12 protein-coding genes and 1 other RNA gene are annotated in these 17302 nt (G+C 40.0%); 8 read left to right on the plus strand and 5 right to left on the minus strand.

Annotated elements, in window-relative coordinates; translation table 11 throughout:
* Positions 1-123: 123 nt before the first annotated feature.
* Together IJT21_10600 and IJT21_10605 are read right to left on the minus strand one after the other, a co-directional pair.
* On the minus strand, positions 124-1722 hold the full coding sequence (locus IJT21_10600) for a CDP-glycerol glycerophosphotransferase family protein (GenBank protein MBQ7578699.1): 1599 nt from the start codon (positions 1720-1722) through the stop codon (positions 124-126).
* Between the two features lie 119 nt (positions 1723-1841).
* On the minus strand, positions 1842-3791 hold the full coding sequence (locus tag IJT21_10605) for a hypothetical protein (GenBank protein MBQ7578700.1): 1950 nt from the start codon (positions 3789-3791) through the stop codon (positions 1842-1844).
* A 1453-nt stretch (positions 3792-5244) separates the two neighbouring features.
* Here IJT21_10605 and uvrB point away from each other — a divergent pair.
* The 4 genes from uvrB to IJT21_10625 all read left to right on the plus strand — a co-directional run bounded on the left by uvrB (position 5245) and on the right by IJT21_10625 (position 8741).
* The gene (gene uvrB / locus IJT21_10610; protein MBQ7578701.1) at positions 5245-7239 is read left to right on the plus strand and encodes an excinuclease ABC subunit UvrB; all 1995 of its coding nucleotides are present in this window, start codon (positions 5245-5247) and stop codon (positions 7237-7239) included.
* Between the two features lie 3 nt (positions 7240-7242).
* Positions 7243-7797 carry a chromate transporter gene (locus IJT21_10615; GenBank protein ID MBQ7578702.1) on the plus strand — a complete coding sequence of 185 codons (555 nt, stop codon included), beginning with the start codon at positions 7243-7245 and terminating at the stop codon, positions 7795-7797.
* Entirely contained in the window at positions 7781-8329 is a 549-nt protein-coding gene (locus IJT21_10620) for a chromate transporter (GenBank protein ID MBQ7578703.1), read from the plus strand. Before IJT21_10615 ends, IJT21_10620 begins: the two co-directional genes overlap by 17 nt.
* Positions 8330-8447: 118 nt before the next feature.
* A complete protein-coding gene (locus tag IJT21_10625; GenBank protein ID MBQ7578704.1) occupies positions 8448-8741 on the plus strand; it encodes a hypothetical protein in 294 nt (97 codons plus the stop codon).
* 79 nt (positions 8742-8820) lie between these two features.
* Here the strand turns inward: IJT21_10625 and IJT21_10630 are convergent, their stop codons facing one another.
* Positions 8821-9033, minus strand: a complete 213-nt coding sequence (locus tag IJT21_10630; GenBank protein ID MBQ7578705.1) for a hypothetical protein — start codon at positions 9031-9033, stop codon at positions 8821-8823.
* Between the two features lie 237 nt (positions 9034-9270).
* Between IJT21_10630 and IJT21_10635 the strand changes: the two genes are divergently transcribed.
* From IJT21_10635 to IJT21_10645, 3 genes are all read left to right on the plus strand, one after another.
* On the plus strand, positions 9271-10383 hold the full coding sequence (locus tag IJT21_10635) for an amidohydrolase (GenBank protein ID MBQ7578706.1): 1113 nt from the start codon (positions 9271-9273) through the stop codon (positions 10381-10383).
* 6 nt (positions 10384-10389) lie between these two features.
* An RNA gene (rnpB, locus tag IJT21_10640) (RNase P RNA component class A) lies at positions 10390-10737 on the plus strand.
* Positions 10738-10759: 22 nt separating this feature from the next.
* Positions 10760-12343 (plus strand): DEAD/DEAH box helicase, encoded by a 1584-nt coding sequence (locus IJT21_10645; GenBank protein ID MBQ7578707.1) that lies wholly within the window; start codon positions 10760-10762, stop codon positions 12341-12343.
* A gap of 2 nt (positions 12344-12345) precedes the next feature.
* Here the strand turns inward: IJT21_10645 and IJT21_10650 are convergent, their stop codons facing one another.
* Together IJT21_10650 and IJT21_10655 are read right to left on the minus strand one after the other, a co-directional pair.
* Positions 12346-13344, minus strand: a complete 999-nt coding sequence (locus IJT21_10650; protein ID MBQ7578708.1) for a class I SAM-dependent methyltransferase — start codon at positions 13342-13344, stop codon at positions 12346-12348.
* Positions 13345-13391: 47 nt separating this feature from the next.
* A complete protein-coding gene (locus IJT21_10655) occupies positions 13392-14381 on the minus strand; it encodes an alpha-1,2-fucosyltransferase (GenBank protein ID MBQ7578709.1) in 990 nt (329 codons plus the stop codon).
* A 384-nt stretch (positions 14382-14765) separates the two neighbouring features.
* On the opposite strand from IJT21_10655, the gene IJT21_10660 reads away from it, so the two are divergent.
* Positions 14766-17261 carry a leucine--tRNA ligase gene (locus tag IJT21_10660; protein ID MBQ7578710.1) on the plus strand — a complete coding sequence of 832 codons (2496 nt, stop codon included), beginning with the start codon at positions 14766-14768 and terminating at the stop codon, positions 17259-17261.
* Positions 17262-17302: the final 41 nt, after the last annotated feature.

Below are 17302 nucleotides of genomic sequence, written 5' to 3' on the forward strand. Positions count from 1 at the left end.
CATGTCCGCAATATTGTTAATATCAATTTTAGATATATTGTGATGTGAATTAACGATAAAATTTCTGAATTTCGAGAGTTTGTATTTACTATAAATTTTTCTGAGCAGTCTTGTAATTAACATTTAATTTTCCTCCTGTGATTTAATTTTTTCGCGTAAAATGGTCGTAGAGATTCCCTGCGTGTATGGTATATATTCGACTTTTACGCCGACTTCTGCGAGAATCTTCTCAAATTTATTCCAGCGTTCTGTACCCTTCCAATCATCGCCGACAAAAACTGTATCAAATTTATATTTATTCCATAGTTCTAATTGATCTCTTGTACTGCTTACAAATGCGTAATCTACACATTTAATTGAATTAACAATTTTTTGGCGGTCATTCTCATTTATAATAGGTGCATGTGGTTTATATGTCTTGACAATTTCATCTGAATATACACCTACAATTAAGTAATCGCAGCGTTTTTTTGCTTGATAAATAATATTGAGATGTCCGGCGTGAAACATGTCAAATACTCCATTGACGTAGCCTATAATTTTATGTTTGCGGCCAAGTTTTTCGAGAATAAAATTTGTTACTCTGAGTGCCGAGTTGCCGTCCTGATGAATATTTGCCAAATCTCGAAATTTTCTGCGCCCCTGCTGCTTTATGTCGCGTTTATTGATTACGTTTGTGATAAATTGCCGTAAATTATTTTCTGCTGATAAAATTTCTGCGGACTCTTTGTGAACGCTCTCAATATCGAACACGAAACCACGCGCATTTTTCCAGCTTTCGAGATCATCAACAGTAACTGCTATCGGCCTGTCAAGCAATAAATAATCCCAGAAAACGCTGCTATAATCCGTTATGAGTGCTTGAGACTGTGCTATAACCTGATAAAGCTGCAAATTTTTCGAGAGAATATCAGAATCATAAATTACATGAAAATTTGAGAGAGGCTCATTTTTTATGAAATCTAAATCTTGCGCGGGGTGAGGCTTATATAAAATATGAATGTCCTGCTCCTGAAGAAAAGCGTTAAAATCTTTCAAGCTCTCAAGCGAATAAAACAATGGAACGCCGATATTATTAAATTTTGAGCCGGGCGCGTCATCTCTAAATTTACCTTTTTGGACTCTGAACGTCGGCAGCCAGATAATAAATTTCATTTGACGGCCTGTCAATATTTCTGCAATGTCGGGAACTTTTTCGCGATAGAAATAATCACAACGCGGATAACCTGTATAAATTAACTGTTCGCGCCTGCAATTATAATCGTCAATTATGGCATCGTCGAAAAAATGAGACTGTACACATACATAATCAACAGCAGCACTTTGCATATCGTAAACGCCCTTAACTTTTTTTGTTTTGCTGCCGTGAGTCAGAAAAATTGAAATCTGTTTGCGCCTGAATTTGTGATGTAAAATATTGCATTGTACAAGAATTTTGCAGCGTAACATATAATATTCAAATTTCCAATTCTCAAAGCGTGTGAGGCGGTCAACATAAATTGTATCGTCAGCGTCTTTATTTGTTGTGCCGTGCTTTATCAGCCAGACCATTTTATAATCGGGCAGAAACTTTTTCAGGAGTCTATAAACCGGGTAAGTGTTGCAGGAAAAATCCGGGTTGCTCTCGAATATTATTACTTTACCTCTTGGAATTATTAAGCGAACTACTTTATTTCGTATGAATGTTAAACACTTTTTGACAAGACGCACACCACGAGCCACGAGCCATTATACTGATTTTTCGCCAAACTTGTCAAGCCTCCTAATAAATAATATTTTTGCGAATTATAGCATAAATCAGACTCCCAAACGCATAAATAATTCAGGAGTCCGACAACATTTTATAACATCATGAACGCTATAACAAATAATAGTCCGACAGCAAATGTCATTAAACCGTATGCAAGACTCGAAGGCAAAAGAGTCCCGACTGTTTCATTTTTCGCTTCGTCGTGATAATATCCAAAATCTTTATCTTCAGGCGGACGAATAAATTTTATGCGCGATATATTCGATAGTGCGAGCGTTACCGGTCCTGCAGTTATTAAATCTAAAACTTTCGCAAACAACGCACCAATAAACGGCAGTATCACACCTATAACCGGTCTGAACAAGAAATTTTCTATATTTAACCATGACGGCCACTTGTCATAATACTTGTAATTTTCGCCGATTAATGAACGCTTTATAAATAGGAAATATACGGCGACTCCGATAGAAATTGAAATTATTGAGCCTTCGAGATTCTCAAACGTGAAATAATTTATTATGTGATGATGTTCGGGAGCGTGCATAAATGTTGAGCCTAAGACGCTTATTTTATCGCCGATAATGTTCGGGAGCATTCCTATTGACGGAAGAATCAACGCAGAAAGAGTCAATAACGCAGCATTTACGCCGGAAATATATTTTTCTTTCTCGTGCAAATTTGGTGAAGGTTCAGCAATAAATAACGCAATAAATAATTTAATCACGTAAGCAGTAGTAAGACCGCCGGAGATCAAGAACAGCCATTCACAGACCTCGAATAAAAATTTTTCTCCCGCAAGACTCATAAATGCAAGAGTCCCCGTCGTGTGGTGTATGTGTTCTACAATGCTTTCATGTATTAATGTCTTGCCTAAATAGCCATTCCATAACGGAGCACCCATAAGGCCGAGTCCTCCCATTATGAAAGCGAACATAAAAATTTTTTTCCCGCGCCCGAAGCCTTTTATCTCGTTCAAGTCTAATTTATGAGTATTCATGTGAACGACTCCCGCGCAAAGAAATAATACAAGTTTTATGAGCGAATGTCCTATCATATATAAAATTGTGCCTCTGACCGCTAAATCATTTTCACGGCCTAAGAAACATTGCATAGATATTCCCGTCAAAATAAACCCTAACTGCGACATTGACGAACACGCGAGAGTCCGTTTTATGTTGACCGAGAAAACAGCGAGGACGGCTCCTAATACCATTGTGATAATTGCGAGAATTAACAGCATAAATCCCCATAAAGAGTCATGCAAAAAAGGTCCGGCAGATAAAACTATAATTCCGAACAATCCCGATTTTGTGAGCAGTCCTGATAATAAAGCACTTGATGGAGCAGGCGCAGCAGTATGGGCAGTCGGTAACCATATATGAGATGGAAATATCGCAGCTTTTGCAGCAAATCCTACGAAAATTAATGCTCCTGAAATATAAAGCTCGTTTTTGCTGATATTGAGTCCTGATAATGAGTCAATGTCGAGAGTCCCTGTCTTAGCGTAAAATAATATTAATCCCGTGAGCGTTACAAGACCGCCGATAATTGCTATTGCTAAATAAGTCTGCGCAGCTCTTTGGGCTTCCGGTGTCTCGTCCTGCACTACCATTACAAACGAGAATAGCGACATCATCTCGAAAAATATAAACGTTGTGTATAAATCGCCTGACAAGAAAACGCCCATTATTGCGCCTAGAGTCATTAGCACATATAAATAATAACGGTTTCTATTTCTGTGATGTGTCAGATATTCGCGTGAAAAAATTGTAGTTACTGCCCACATGAAAGCAATTATTACGGCGTAAATGAATCTGAATCCGTCAAGAGAAAATTTTATTCCTAGACCGCAGACTCCGGCAGCTTTAAATTCTGTACCGATAAGATTATAAGAGTAAAGAGTCAAAGCAAGTTCAACGAGGCAAATAAAATCTGCTGTATAATCGCGTAATTTTCTGTCTTTTTTTCCGGCGAGATAAGAGACAAGCCCCCCGAACATAGGCCAGAGAGTCAAGAATAACAATAAATAATTTCCTTCCATATATAATATTTCCTCCTTCTGAAGGCGAAAAATTTTTAGAACGTGTGAAATCTTGAATTAACGAGATTATAACATGCTGTGAAAAATTAACGTGATAAAATATTTTGTGGAGAGGCGTTCAGGTTTTATTACTGGACGAGGTTCGCCGGGGACATCTCCTGCAGCCTATTTTAGGTGAAAGGAGGTGACAGCGATGAAGGCCATTAAGGCAATAATAAAACTCGTACAAGAACTGGCTGAACTTATACGAGCATTAACGGATTTAATCCGGGTCTGGAAATCGTAATCACTCCGCAAAGGGCGTTTGTCTGAAGCGGGGATCCCACCCAGCTTCGGAAGCCCTAAAATTTTCGTCCGACCTCTCCCGGACAACTTATTAACATTATACACCATCACAAATTTCACTATGATAAAATATTTCACGGAGAGGCGTTCTACGATGCAAGACACGCATTAGGAACGAGGCTCGCCGAGGGGTGCTCCTCGCAGTCTGTCTTAGCTGAGGGGAGGTGATAACGTGAGAAGTATAATAAAGCTCGTCAAAGCCATTACTGACCTTGTACGAGCATTAACGGACTTAGTCCGAGTACTTAAGCGTTAATTGTCTTCATCTTCGGGCTTGTGCCGTGGTGGGGATGTCAGAAACCCCGCTTCGACCAGCCTGATTTTATTAATTTACGTAATGTCCGAAACCTCTCCCGGACAACTTATTAACATTATACACCATCAAGAAATTCGCTATGATAAAATATTTCACGGAGAGGCGTTCAGGTTTTATTACTGGACGAGACTCGCCGGGGGACATCTCCTAGGAGTCTATATTGGCCGAAAGGAGGTGAAATCCAGTGAAAGACTTTCTAGACAGAATAATAGAACTGCTACAGATTGTTTCATTTTCTGCAACAGTTCTCGAGATTCTTCTAAGAGTGATTCGTTACTGGATCACCCGCTAGGATATTTCATCTTTTAGCTATTTGCTTAAGACGTAAGTCCTGAGTGGGGTCTGCATCCCCGCTTAGGCAGTCTTTGTATTTCATTCGGTGCGACCTCTCCCGCCCCGGATATTTTGTTACATTATACACCATCAAGAAATTCACTATGATAAAATATTTCACGGAGAGGCGTTCAGGTTTTATTACTGGACGGGACTCGCCGGGGGACATCTCCTAGGAGTCTATATTGACTGAAAGGAGGTGAAAGCCAGTGAAGGATTTATTAGATAAAATAATAGAACTGCTACAATACATTTCTGTAACTGCAACAGTTCTAGAGCTTGCTTTAAGGCTCGTCCGCTGGTGGCTCACACACTAGCTTAGTCATTTTCTGAAGACTTCGCCTGAGTTGGGTCGCAATCCCCGCTTAGGCAGTCTTTGTTGTTCATTCGGTGCGACCTCTCCCGCCCCGGATGTTTTGTTACATTATACACCATTCACACGGAGGGAAAATTATACTTATGAGTTCATCAAAACATTTTGTACTGCATTCAAATTGGCCGCCTTCTGGAGATCAGCCAGAAGCAATTGACTCACTTACTCAAAGCATAACGGCCGGGAATAAATTTCAAACTTTAATGGGCGTAACTGGCAGCGGAAAAACTTTCACCATCGCAAACGTAATCACAAATTTAAACCGTCCTGCACTCGTTCTAGCTCATAATAAAACTTTGGCCGCACAATTGTACAGCGAATTTAAAAATTTTTTCCCGGAAAATGCAGTCCGTTATTTCGTGAGCTATTATGACTATTACCAGCCCGAAGCATATATCCCTTCAAGTGATACTTATATAGAGAAGGACGCGTCAGTTAATGACAGAATCGAACGTCTAAGACTCTCGGCTACTAAAGCATTAATCGAACGCAGAGATGTAATAATTGTTGCAAGTGTTTCATGCATTTACGGACTTGGCCTCAAGGAAAATTACGAGAACGCTATTATTTCATTCAGAGTCAATGACAAAATCGACATGCGCGACTTTCTTGCAGACCTCGTGAAAAATTACTACGAACGAAGCGACTACACACCCGAACCCGGCAAATTCAGAGTCAGAGGCGATACAGTCGAAATTTTTCCAGCTTACGAAGAAGAGTCATGCCTGCGAGTAACTTTCTTTGATGACGAAATAGAACGCATTGACATAACCCAGCCCCTAACAGGTCATATAATCGAAACTGTAAATGAAGCCTCCATTTTTCCCGCACAACATTATGTAACTCAATCAGACTCAATTAATAAATCCGTACCGTTAATACAGAATGAATTATCAGAAATCGAGAAAAATTTTATCGCTCAAGGCAAGCACATAGAAGCACAACGAATCAAAATGCGCACCCTTTATGATCTCGAAATGCTGCAAGAGGCCGGTTATTGTTCAGGAATCGAAAATTATTCCGTTTATCTCGACGGACGCAAAAAAGGAGACCCGCCCGGAACTCTTATAGACTTTTTTCCGGATGATTACATTATGATAGTTGATGAATCTCATATCACTTTACCCCAAGTCAGAGGCATGTACAACGGAGACAGAGCGCGAAAAAAATCTCTCGTCGAAAACGGTTTTAGACTCCCTTCATGTCTTGATAACAGGCCGCTTGAATGGGAAGAGTTCGTGTCACGCATAAATCAAGCAATTTTTGTATCAGCTACCCCCGGCGATTATGAGTTGAAAGCGTCTTCTAAAGTCGTCGAGCAGTTAATCAGACCTACAGGAATCCCCGACCCTGAAGTCGAAATTTTGCCGGCGTTGACTCAAGTTGATGACCTAATCGACAAATTACGAGATACAGTCAAGCATAATCAACGAGCATTAGTCCTCACTCTCACAAAAAAATCTTCTGAAGACTTAGCAGACTATTTAAGCGAACTAAAATTTAGAGTCAAATATATTCATTCAGAGTTAAATACTTTCGAGAGGGCAGAATTAATACGCGATTTAAGAGCAGGAAAAATTGATGTCTTAGTCGGAATTAATTTATTGCGCGAGGGAATGGATCTCCCTGAAGTTACACTTGTTGCGATTCTTGACGCTGATAGAGAAGGTTATTTGCGTTCTTACCGTTCATTAATTCAAATTATGGGACGTGCAGCAAGAAATATCGGCAGCAAAATAATTTTATACGCGGACAACTTGACCGGCAGCATTCAAAGCGCAGTCAACGAAACCAAACGACGACGGGAAAAACAAATCGCATTCAACAAAGCAAATAATATTACACCAACGAGCATTACGAAAGATGTAGCAGACTTATTACCGCCGGAATTAGCAACAGCTTTTGAATCTGGTAAAACGGGCGCAAAGGAGTCAGGCGGCAGGAAAAAATTAACCAGCAGATTAACTCTTCAAGAACTCGAACACGCTATGTGGGATGCTGTAGAGAAATTAGACTTTGAGCGGGCTGCATTAATTCGTGATACGATAACTGAAATTAAATCATCAAAGGGGGAATTATAAATTATGCTTCTGCGCTTGTATATTGATTTTCTCAAATTTGGCTGCTTCACATTCGGTGGCGGATGGAGCATTGTTGCACAAATGCAGGAATTATACGTAAGACGCGAAAAAATTTTAACGAGTGAAGAATTACTTGACATTACCAGCATAGGCCGAAGTCTTCCCGGTACAATGATAGGAAATATTGCGATGTTCTTCGGTCATAGGCAGGCGGGATTTTTCGGGGGGCTTGCATGCGTCTTTGGGATGATTACGGCTCCAATGATTGTATTGATAATTATCACAAGTTTTTATACAGCGTTTCAAGAAAATATTTGGGTTGCTGCTGCTATGCGTGGCGTTAGGACTGCTGTAGCTCCTGTGATTATAAGTGCGTTAATGGGAATGATTAAGAGTGCTTTCAAGATTCCCCCGTGTTATGTCATTGCTGCTTTGATGTTCGTATTATATTTTTTCGTGCGCATGAGTCCTGTCTGGCTTGTAATAATCGGTGCTGTTATGGGCTTGATAATTTGCGAATATTATGAGAGGGTGAAGAAAATTGATGTTACTGCTTGAACTTTTCTGGAGCTTTGTAAAAATCGGCTTTACGAGTTTCGGCGGCTTGTCAATGATTCCCCTGATATCAAGTGAAATGATTTCACATAATTGGATGACCGCTCATGAAGTTACGGACATTGTTGCAATTGCAGAAATGACTCCCGGCCCACTTGGATTAAATTGTGCTACTTTTGCGGGAATGCGTGCGGCTGGACTTCCTGGGGCATTTATTGCGAACATGGGCGCGCTTGCACCGACTTTCACATTATGTTTTGTTGCTGCGATATTCTTCGAACACTTCAGAAAAAATAAACGTCTTGCGCAAATAATGACAGGTGTACGGCCTGCGTGTGTCGGACTTGTTGCGGGAGTTGTTATAGATTTAGTTCTAGTGAATTATGTAGATTTAGAGTCAAATATTCATGTGCCGTCGGTTATAATGGGCGTGATAGATTTAATTCTGCTCGTGAAATTCCGCGTGTCTATCCCGAAAGTTTTGCTATTAAGTGCGTTTGCGGGAATAATTTTATTCGGTTATATGGGCTTGTAATATTTTCGCGCAAAAAAACTCCTGCACTTGCGGGGTATAAACTATAAACGGGTGGGCGGGTGGGGCGCTGCTAATTTTTCGCGGGGAATACAGCAGATGTTTAAGGGGGGAATATGTTATGGAATATGCTTCAATATTTATGATAATTTTTGCGGGAGCGATTTTGTTGTACGCGGTTTTGATAGCATGGACTAGAGATATACGACTAATCGCGAAAAATCGTGTAGTCAAGATTAAGGGCGATAAAAAACTTTATGCGCTGAAAATAGCAAAGATTCTCGCATTTACCTCTATTGCGCCATTGTTAAGCGGCATTATAGGACTCTTGAGTGATAGTGCATTGTTGATGATAATTGCTTTGGCTGCGGGATTAATTATATGCATTAGAGTCGGCATTAAAGTTTTTTGGTGATTCGTAATGAGTCGCGCAAATTCCCGTGTTTGTCTTGAGTGATAGTGCATTGTTGATGATAATTGCTTTGGCTGCGGGATTAATTATATGCATTAGAGTCGGCGTTAAAATTTTTTGGTGATTCATAATGAGTCGCGCAAATTCCCGTGTTTGTCTTGAGTGATAGTGCATTGTTGATGATAATTGCTTTTGTTGCGGGATTAATTATATGCATTAGAGTTAGCATTAAAGTTTTTTGGTGATTCGTAATGAGTCGCGCAAATTCCCGTGTTTGTCTTGAGTGATAGTGCATTGTTGATGATAATTGCTTTTGTTGCGGGATTAATTATATGCATTAGAGTCGGCATTAAAATTTTTTGGTGATTCGTAAATGGGGGGACCCCCAAAAGCCCGTCCCCCCATACCCCCCTCCCCACCCATGAGTCGCCATGAGTCCCGCAAATTAAATAAATTTTTCCCGTCAATCTGCAAGAACTTCACAAAACTAGTATAATCGCAATATATAAACTTGAAACGAGATGAATTATACGTGAATCAAGAAAATTTATCGCGAATAATAAATTTGCGTCATGAACTTCATAAATTCCCGGAGCTTTCCGGCCAAGAAAAAACTACTAAGCGCAGATTAATGGACTTCATCGAGTCTAACACGAGTCTTGCTGTAGTTGACTGCGGAAAATATTTTTATGCGTCTCGTTATATTGAAGGCACAAAGGCTATAGCTTTTCGCGCTGATATGGACGCATTGCCCATTAATGAAAATTTAGAAGTCGATTACTCCTCACAGAATCCCGGAATATCTCATAAATGCGGCCACGATGGACACTGTGCAAGTTTGTGCGGGTTTGCGCTTGAACTCGAAAATTTGCCGCGAAAACGTTCGGTCTACTTAATTTTTCAGCACGCAGAAGAAACCGGCATGGGAGGCCGTGAATGCGTCAATCTTTTGCACGAAAGAAATATACGTGAAATTTATGCGCTTCACAACTGGAGCGGTTATCCCGAAAAAAGTATTATCGTGCGTGAAGGGCTTTGTCAATGTTGTTCTGCCGGACTCACTATAAAATTTTCAGGCCGTAAATCTCATGCAAGCGAACCGGAAAAAGGACTCAATCCTGCATTTATAATCGCTGACTTGATTCAATATATCAATAACGCAAATGAGTCACAAAAAATTTTATGCACCATCATAAATATTAATCTCGGCGAAAAAAATTTCGGCATTTCCCCCGGTGAAGGCGAAATTTCTTTAACTCTTAGAGCCTGCAAAGAGTCAGACATGCGCGAATTTCGTAATCAGGTCGTGAATATGGCTGAGACTCTCGCAAAAAAATTCGGGTTCGGCGTAAATTGTGAAGGCTTTGACTACTTTCCGGAGACAACAAGCGAGTCATTTTGTGTCGATAGAGTCAAACGTGCTGCAAAGAGTCTCAATCTCGAAATTATTAATCTGCCTGACCCATTCAGAGCTTCAGAAGATTTCGGCTGGTATACAAAGCAGGTGCCGGGCGCAATTTTTTATGTCGGCAACGGAAAAAATTATCCTGACATTCACACAGCAAATTATGATTTCAACGATAAAATTTTAGAGACGGCAGCAGACATGTTTACGCAAATTTATTTAGACAGCGTGATAAAATAATTTCGTTGGGCAGTTCAGACGGTCGCGGCAAAAATTTTTGTCGAGGAAAGTCCGGGCTTCACAGGGCAGGATGCCAGTTAACGGCTGGCCGAAGTAATTCGCGGGATAGCGCAGCAGAAAATATACAGCCATTTATAAAATTTTGGCAACGGTGAAAAGGTGAAGGGTAAGAGCCCACCAGATATGAAGTAATTCATATGCTTTGCAAGCCCCATCCGAAGCAAGATCAAATAGAGAGGTTTTGAACAGTTGCCCTGCTGCCTCTGGGTTAGATCGCTTGAAATTTTTCGTGAGAGAAATTCTAGATAAATGACCGTCTTTAACACAGAACCCGGCTTATGAGCTGCCCATTATTATAATGAAGGGATAAAAACTTTTGAGCGCAATAAACTTTTACGACTGGCAAATTAACGCATTCAATCACATAAATAATAATGACGCTGTACTAAGTGCGCCGACAGGTTCCGGAAAAACTTTAGTCGCTTACTTATGGGCGGGAATAATTGACACCGACGGAAACGTAATCAAGAATAACGACGCTGAACGAATAATTTTTACTGCTCCGATTAAAGCTCTAAGCAATGAAAGATATATGGATCTGCGCAGAATGGGACTTGATGTCGGAATCGAAACAGGAGATTTCAAGCGCAATGAGGGAGCCGATATAATTTGCTGCACTCAAGAAATTTACACGATGAAATATGCGAGAGTCCCCCGTCAAAAATTAATTGTTGATGAATTTCACTATATTTTCAGCGACTCAGACCGCGCAAGAATGTACATAGACGGGCTTGTTAATACTGACTATGAGACAAAAATTTTAGTTATGTCCGCAACTTTAGGAGGAGTCAAGAGTATAGGCCGTTATTTGTCGCACATCTGCCAGAGAGATTTTGTGATTCATGAGAGCAAGAAACGCGTTACAGAATTAATTTTCACTCCCGATAAACCTTTCAGAACGTACGGAATCCATGACGCATTAGTATTTCTATTCTCACAAAGAGGCGTTATCGACCTGTCCGAAAAAATTGCAGCGTCAAGACAACGAATCCCCCCCGAAAACGTGAAGAGACTTCATGAACTCGCAAATATCTTAGAAGTTAAACATATGCCCCCTTCATTATTAAAAGGTGTAGGACTCTATCACGGTGCAATGTTCCCTAAAGAAAAATTATTAGTTGAGTCAGCCTTCCGTGAAAGATTATTAGATGTCGTTTGCGGTACAAATGCTCTATCACTGGGCGTAAATCTTCCTGCACAATATGTAATTTTTGCACAACTCGTAAATTATCGCAGTTATGAACCCATAAGCAAAATAGATTTTCTGCAAATGGCCGGGCGTGCAGGGCGTAAAGGTTTATTCGATCCCGGTTTTGTGTCGTGGCTGAAAGACTCGCCTTATGAGAGCGAATTTTTTGACACGGGCGTTGAATTTCGCAAGTTGATTGACTCTCCTCCTGAACCTGCTGTAATAACTCTTAGACCGTCATTCGGGAAATTATTGCGCGAACAAGTTTTAATCGAGATAGAAGCCGAATACATCGCAGAATATTCTAAACCGTCGCTAAATCCTGATGACGTACTGAAGACTCTTTTAAACGGTATGCAGAAAATAGATTTTGCCGCAAAGAGAATCACTCACGGTAAACAACGGAAAAAATTTAAAGCTATTCTCGCTGCAATCTGGTACGACGAAATGACAATAGAAGAAAATTTAGAGATGGCGCGCTTATTTCTTGATGAGTCGAGGCCAAGTGCTTTAATGGCTGCTAAATTGATAATGCAGTACGAGAAAAATTATTTGCAGGCGTTATTGAAGATTAAGCGATTCAATAATAGATTGCCGAAGGGATTCAATTTCAGGCTGATTGACGAACTTAATAAAACCGTAAACAGCATTGATCCGACTATTTACGGCTTTGAAGAAAAACTCGGCGAGATTGAGGCAGGACGCGAATAAATTTATTTTTTCCCGGTTAAAATGCGCTTGATCGCCCTTAATGCAATGAAGCTCAACGGGAAATAACGCTTCCAGACTCCTTTAAAGCTATTATATGCGTCTATTTTGTGTTGCGCGATTCCCTGCTGAAAATCTATGACGTTATCAAAAAATTTCACGTAATCGGGGTAATATTTCGCGAAAATAATTTTTATGCTGTCAATATCTTCCGACAAAATAGGAGTCCCATAGCGAAAAACTTTTTTGTCAAATATTCCCGGTATAGCCTGCCAAGGATTTAATAAACTCTCGAACAAATTACGAACATATTTTACAGTATCGTCAGTGATTCTAAATGCGCCTATGTTCGCAAAATGAGGGATATTTTTTTCGGGAGCAGGCATAATTTTATAATCTGATACAACATAACTAAATAAATATCTGCAAGCTAAATCATTTTCACGGCCTGGCAAATAATTTAACGATACATCATGCAGAACACACCAAGACTCACGCTTCATAAACGGCAGAACGCACAAAAAATTTAACGTCTCCCACGGGTGAAGATGTGCCGTATCAAGCACAAGCAAATCAATATCTCCGCCGACTCTCTCAATAAAGCGCGAAATATCTCCGCCCCTGTAGATCTGCCATTTATCTTTGAGGTGTGAAAATTTTTCGTCGACCAGCCAGCCGGATAATTTGTTATTGTCTTTTCCGCCTGCATAATATTTTTCGCAGTAGTCAACTGAAATTAACTGCGAGTCCAAATCTTTTATTGCGTTGAGAATTAATGCAGTGCCGCCGCCTTGAGAGACTCCGACTTCTAAAATTTTTGCGGGCTTGAAGTACCTGATTATCCCGTTGAGAAAATATCTCGCATTTTTTTCCATTTCTGAATATGGAACTATGATATCATAAATTTCGTCGAGTCTTTCGCGCTGGTAGTCTTCAAATTTTACATTAAGATAGCCTGAGTCCTGAGTCCTGAGTCCTGAGTCAATTATGGGGCTGATTTCCATTTTGTCAAGAGTCCTTTCACGTAAATTTATTAAATTATATCACGTTTTCAACATTCTATAGTTCTCATGTAAGGCAAATAGAAATCTTTGCATGATTCTCCCCTGCGCCATGGTGTTGGAGCATAGACAATTTTATTATTATTGCGGCTCAAATAATGCGCCCACCAACTGAAAGTAGAATTGCTGATTATAAAATGTTTGCAATTATACATGAGTCTCAATTTTTCCCAAACTGGGTCATCACCTTTTTCGTATGTTACGTCAAATGGGAAGTGAAAATTTTTCTTTACGTCTTCCACGTCATCAGAGAATACAAAAAATTTGCAGTCAGAAATTTCTTCGCGGATTGCCTTCATTGCGGTGATAAAATATTCTTCGTTGCATACGTTGAATCTAGATCTGTATTGAGGTGAAAGAAAGTCGCCCCGCCTAATGCTTACACAGACAGATTCGGAATTTTTTATGTCATCAAGCAGCTTTATATTATGAGTCAATACATCATGACGGGGAGTAAATTCTTCGAGCAAAATATTTCTTATGCCGTCAAAATATTTCGGATTCTCAAAATATGCCTGGCAGTATAAATTTTTCAGGGGTGAGCGGCGTGGTTTAACGTAACCGGATGGCAGTGCATGATTAGGCATATAGACACCAGCTTTATTTAATATGGGCTGAACAAATTTTGTATCAACGTAAATGAAAGATTTGCCGCGAAAAATTTTTTCGATAATTCTATGTCTGAACGATAATAAACAGCGCTGGAAAAAGTTTATAAATTTTCTCGGAGGTTCACTGTTATAATTAACTTCTTGGATATTAAAATCTTTGAGGCCATTAGAAAAAGTTTCATCGTTGTTTTTATTTTCCGTAAATTCATTAATGTTTATGTCAATAATGTAGTCGGGATAAAATTTTACCTGCAATGCACGCGCAAAAGCGTATCTAAATAATTGGTTGCCGAGCCTTCCAGATAATATAAGATGTATGCTTCCTGCTTCCTGCTTCCTGCTTCCTGCTTCAATTATGTTATTATTCATGTTTGTCAAGCGTCCTTTAGCCGAAAAATTTATTATGTACAAGTATATCACGAATTAACATGCTATAATATACAAAACTTTTCATGAATCAATCACACATTAAGAGATAAATATTTTACTAATACTTTTACCAATACAAAATTTTAATCTCATCATATAGCTTGCAAGACTTCACGAAAAAATTTTTTCACGCAAACTCATTGAATCACGCAAAAAATTTTTTGACTCTCATTAATGCACACAAAGTATTTATTTTCTGCGCTAATGTCAGCACAGATTATCACGAAAATATTTTTGCAACCTTCACTCAGTGTCATAAAAATTTCCTGTTGTATAATTGCAAGAAAAAAATTTATTTATCTTAATGGAGGGAAAAATTTATTAATGCCTTACGACTTTGCTAATATAGAATCAAAATGGCAGGCAAAATGGGACGAAGCTAAATGCTTTGAGTCTCACACAGACCCGTCAAGAGAAAAATTTTTCTGTCTCGAAATGTTCCCTTATCCGAGCGGAGCTTTACACATGGGACACATTCGCAATTACTCAATCGGTGATGTTCTCGCAAGATTTTTGCGCAAGAATAATAAAAACGTTCTCTACACAATAGGATTTGACTCTTTCGGTATGCCCGCAGAAAATGCAGCCTTGAAATATAAGACTAAGCCTCATGACTGGACGCTTTCAAATATCGCCTACATGACTCAACAGTTAAAGCGCATGGGTTACAGTTATGATTGGAATCGTGAAGCTATTACGTGCCTTCCTGATTATTATAAATGGAATCAATGGATTTTCCTGCAAATGTATAAACGCGGGATAGTCTATCAGAAAGAAGCTCCGGTTAACTGGTGCGAGACTTGCGGGACTGTCTTAGCAAATGAGCAGGTTGTCGAGGGCGGCTGCTGGCGTTGCAAGACTCCTGTTACTAAGAAAAATTTAAAGCAGTGGTTCATAAAGATTACTGATTATGCGCAGGAATTACTTGACGACATAGAGAAAGATTTAGACCCGGGCTGGCCTAAACGCGTTAGAATCATGCAGACAAATTGGATCGGACGTTCTGAAGGTGCGCGGCTCTCGTTTAAGATTCCTGACTTAGATTATAATCTTGAAGCATTCACAACTAGATTTGACACGATTTACGGCGTTACATTTATTGCTCTTGCTCCCGAACATGAACTCGTCAAAAAAATGCAGTCAGCTATGAGTCCCGATGAAGCTGCAAAACTTTCTGAATTTGTAAAGCTCGTAAGCTCGCAAAGTTCAATAGAGAGATCCGACGCAGGAGCAGAAAAACTCGGCTTTAAGACTCCTTTTTACGGCATTAACCCCGTTACAGGCAAAAAAATTCCGATCTGGGTAGCAAATTATATTTTAATCGACTACGGGACGGGCGCAATTATGGGAGTCCCTGCACACGATCAGCGCGACTTTGAATTTTGCAGAAAATATAATATTCCCGTTATACCTGTAATAAATCCTGCTGACGGAACAATTTTAGACGGCGAAAAAATGACTCATGCATTCGAGGAAGACGGAATCGCCTGCAACTCTGGAAAATTTGACGGACTGAAGACTCAAGACGCGATAAAGCAAATGATTGAATGGGGAGTCAATGAAGGCATCTGCAAACGTGAAGTAAATTTCAAGTTGCGTGATTGGCTCATTTCCCGTCAGCGTTATTGGGGGACTCCGATTCCCTTTGTTTATTGCGATAAATGCGGGGTTGTTCCTGTGCCTGAGAAAGATTTACCCGTTAGACTCCCTGAAGATGTAGAAGTAAAAGAAGTCGGGCACTCGCCGTTATTAGATTTACCGGAATTCTTGAATACAACATGTCCTAATTGCGGAGGGCCTGCGCGTCGTGAAGCTGATACGATGGATACATTTTTCTGTTCGTCATGGTACTTTGACAGATATTGTTCGCCCGGTGATAAAAATTTGCCGTTCGAGAAAAGCGATGTAGATTACTGGATGCCCGTAGATCAATATATAGGAGGAATTGAACACGCCTGTTTACATTTGATTTATGCGAGATTCTTTGCGAAATTTTTGACCGATATAGGCTTGACTCAATACCGCGAGCCTTTCACGAGATTATTGACTCAAGGAATGGTAATCAAAGACGGCGCGAAAATGTCAAAATCTCTCGGCAACACAGTCGACCCTACAGAAATTGTGAAGAAGTACGGAGCTGATACAGTAAGATTATTTATTCTCTTTGCTGCACCGCCGAATAATGATTTAGAGTGGTCTGACAGGAGCGTCGAAGGTTCGCACAGATTCTTAAATCGTGTATGGCGTTATGTTGAGGAAAATTTAGACTCTCTCAAGTCGGCAGGCAATAAAATAATTTACATGGACGCGATAAAAGATTCTAAATTACGGGATCTCAAGCGCAAGATTCACACGACGATTCGCGATGTTACGAATGATATTTACGTCGAGAAGCAGTTTAACACAGCTATAGCCCGTTTAATGGAGCTTACAAATTCGATTACGTCATTGAATGACTCGACTCTTGAGGGCTGGGAGATTAAGCGTGAGGCCGTGAATGTTTTGCTAAATTGTTTGTCGCCGTTCTGTCCGCACATTACAGAAGAGTTATGGCAAATGCTCGGCAATGAAAAAATGTTGTGTCTTGAGTCATGGCCTGAAGCTGACGAGAAATCTTTAATACAGGACAGTGTTGTAATTGTTGCGCAGATTAATGGGAAGATTCGCGGAAAATTCGACCGTCCCGCAGGTTTATCGCGTGAAGACCTCGAAAAAAGTATCATGAGTGAACCTGCAATTATTGATAAGCTCGCCGGCAAAGAAGTAATAAAAGTTGTCGCAGTCCCTGATAAGCTCGTTAATATTGTAGTGAAGGGATAAAATTTTTTCGCGCTCTATTCTTTCTCCCCCCTCGGGGTTGG

It is taken from the genome of Synergistaceae bacterium (genome assembly GCA_017443945.1).
Taxonomy (GTDB): Bacteria; Synergistota; Synergistia; order Synergistales; family Aminobacteriaceae; genus JAFUXM01.

Bases quoted from the DNA above. Each gene is read 5' to 3' on its own strand.
- IJT21_10605 (MBQ7578700.1), bottom strand. From the start codon at position 3,791: ATGGAAGGAAATTATTTATTGTTATTCTTGACTCTCTGGCCTATGTTC.
- uvrB (MBQ7578701.1), top strand. From the start codon at position 5,245: ATGAGTTCATCAAAACATTTTGTACTGCATTCAAATTGGCCGCCTTCT.
- IJT21_10615 (MBQ7578702.1), top strand. From the start codon at position 7,243: ATGCTTCTGCGCTTGTATATTGATTTTCTCAAATTTGGCTGCTTCACA.
- IJT21_10625 (MBQ7578704.1), top strand. From the start codon at position 8,448: ATGGAATATGCTTCAATATTTATGATAATTTTTGCGGGAGCGATTTTG.
- IJT21_10630 (MBQ7578705.1), bottom strand. From the start codon at position 9,033: ATGCACTATCACTCAAGACAAACACGGGAATTTGCGCGACTCATTACG.
- IJT21_10650 (MBQ7578708.1), bottom strand. From the start codon at position 13,344: ATGGAAATCAGCCCCATAATTGACTCAGGACTCAGGACTCAGGACTCA.
- IJT21_10655 (MBQ7578709.1), bottom strand. From the start codon at position 14,381: ATGAATAATAACATAATTGAAGCAGGAAGCAGGAAGCAGGAAGCAGGA.
- IJT21_10660 (MBQ7578710.1), top strand. From the start codon at position 14,766: ATGCCTTACGACTTTGCTAATATAGAATCAAAATGGCAGGCAAAATGG.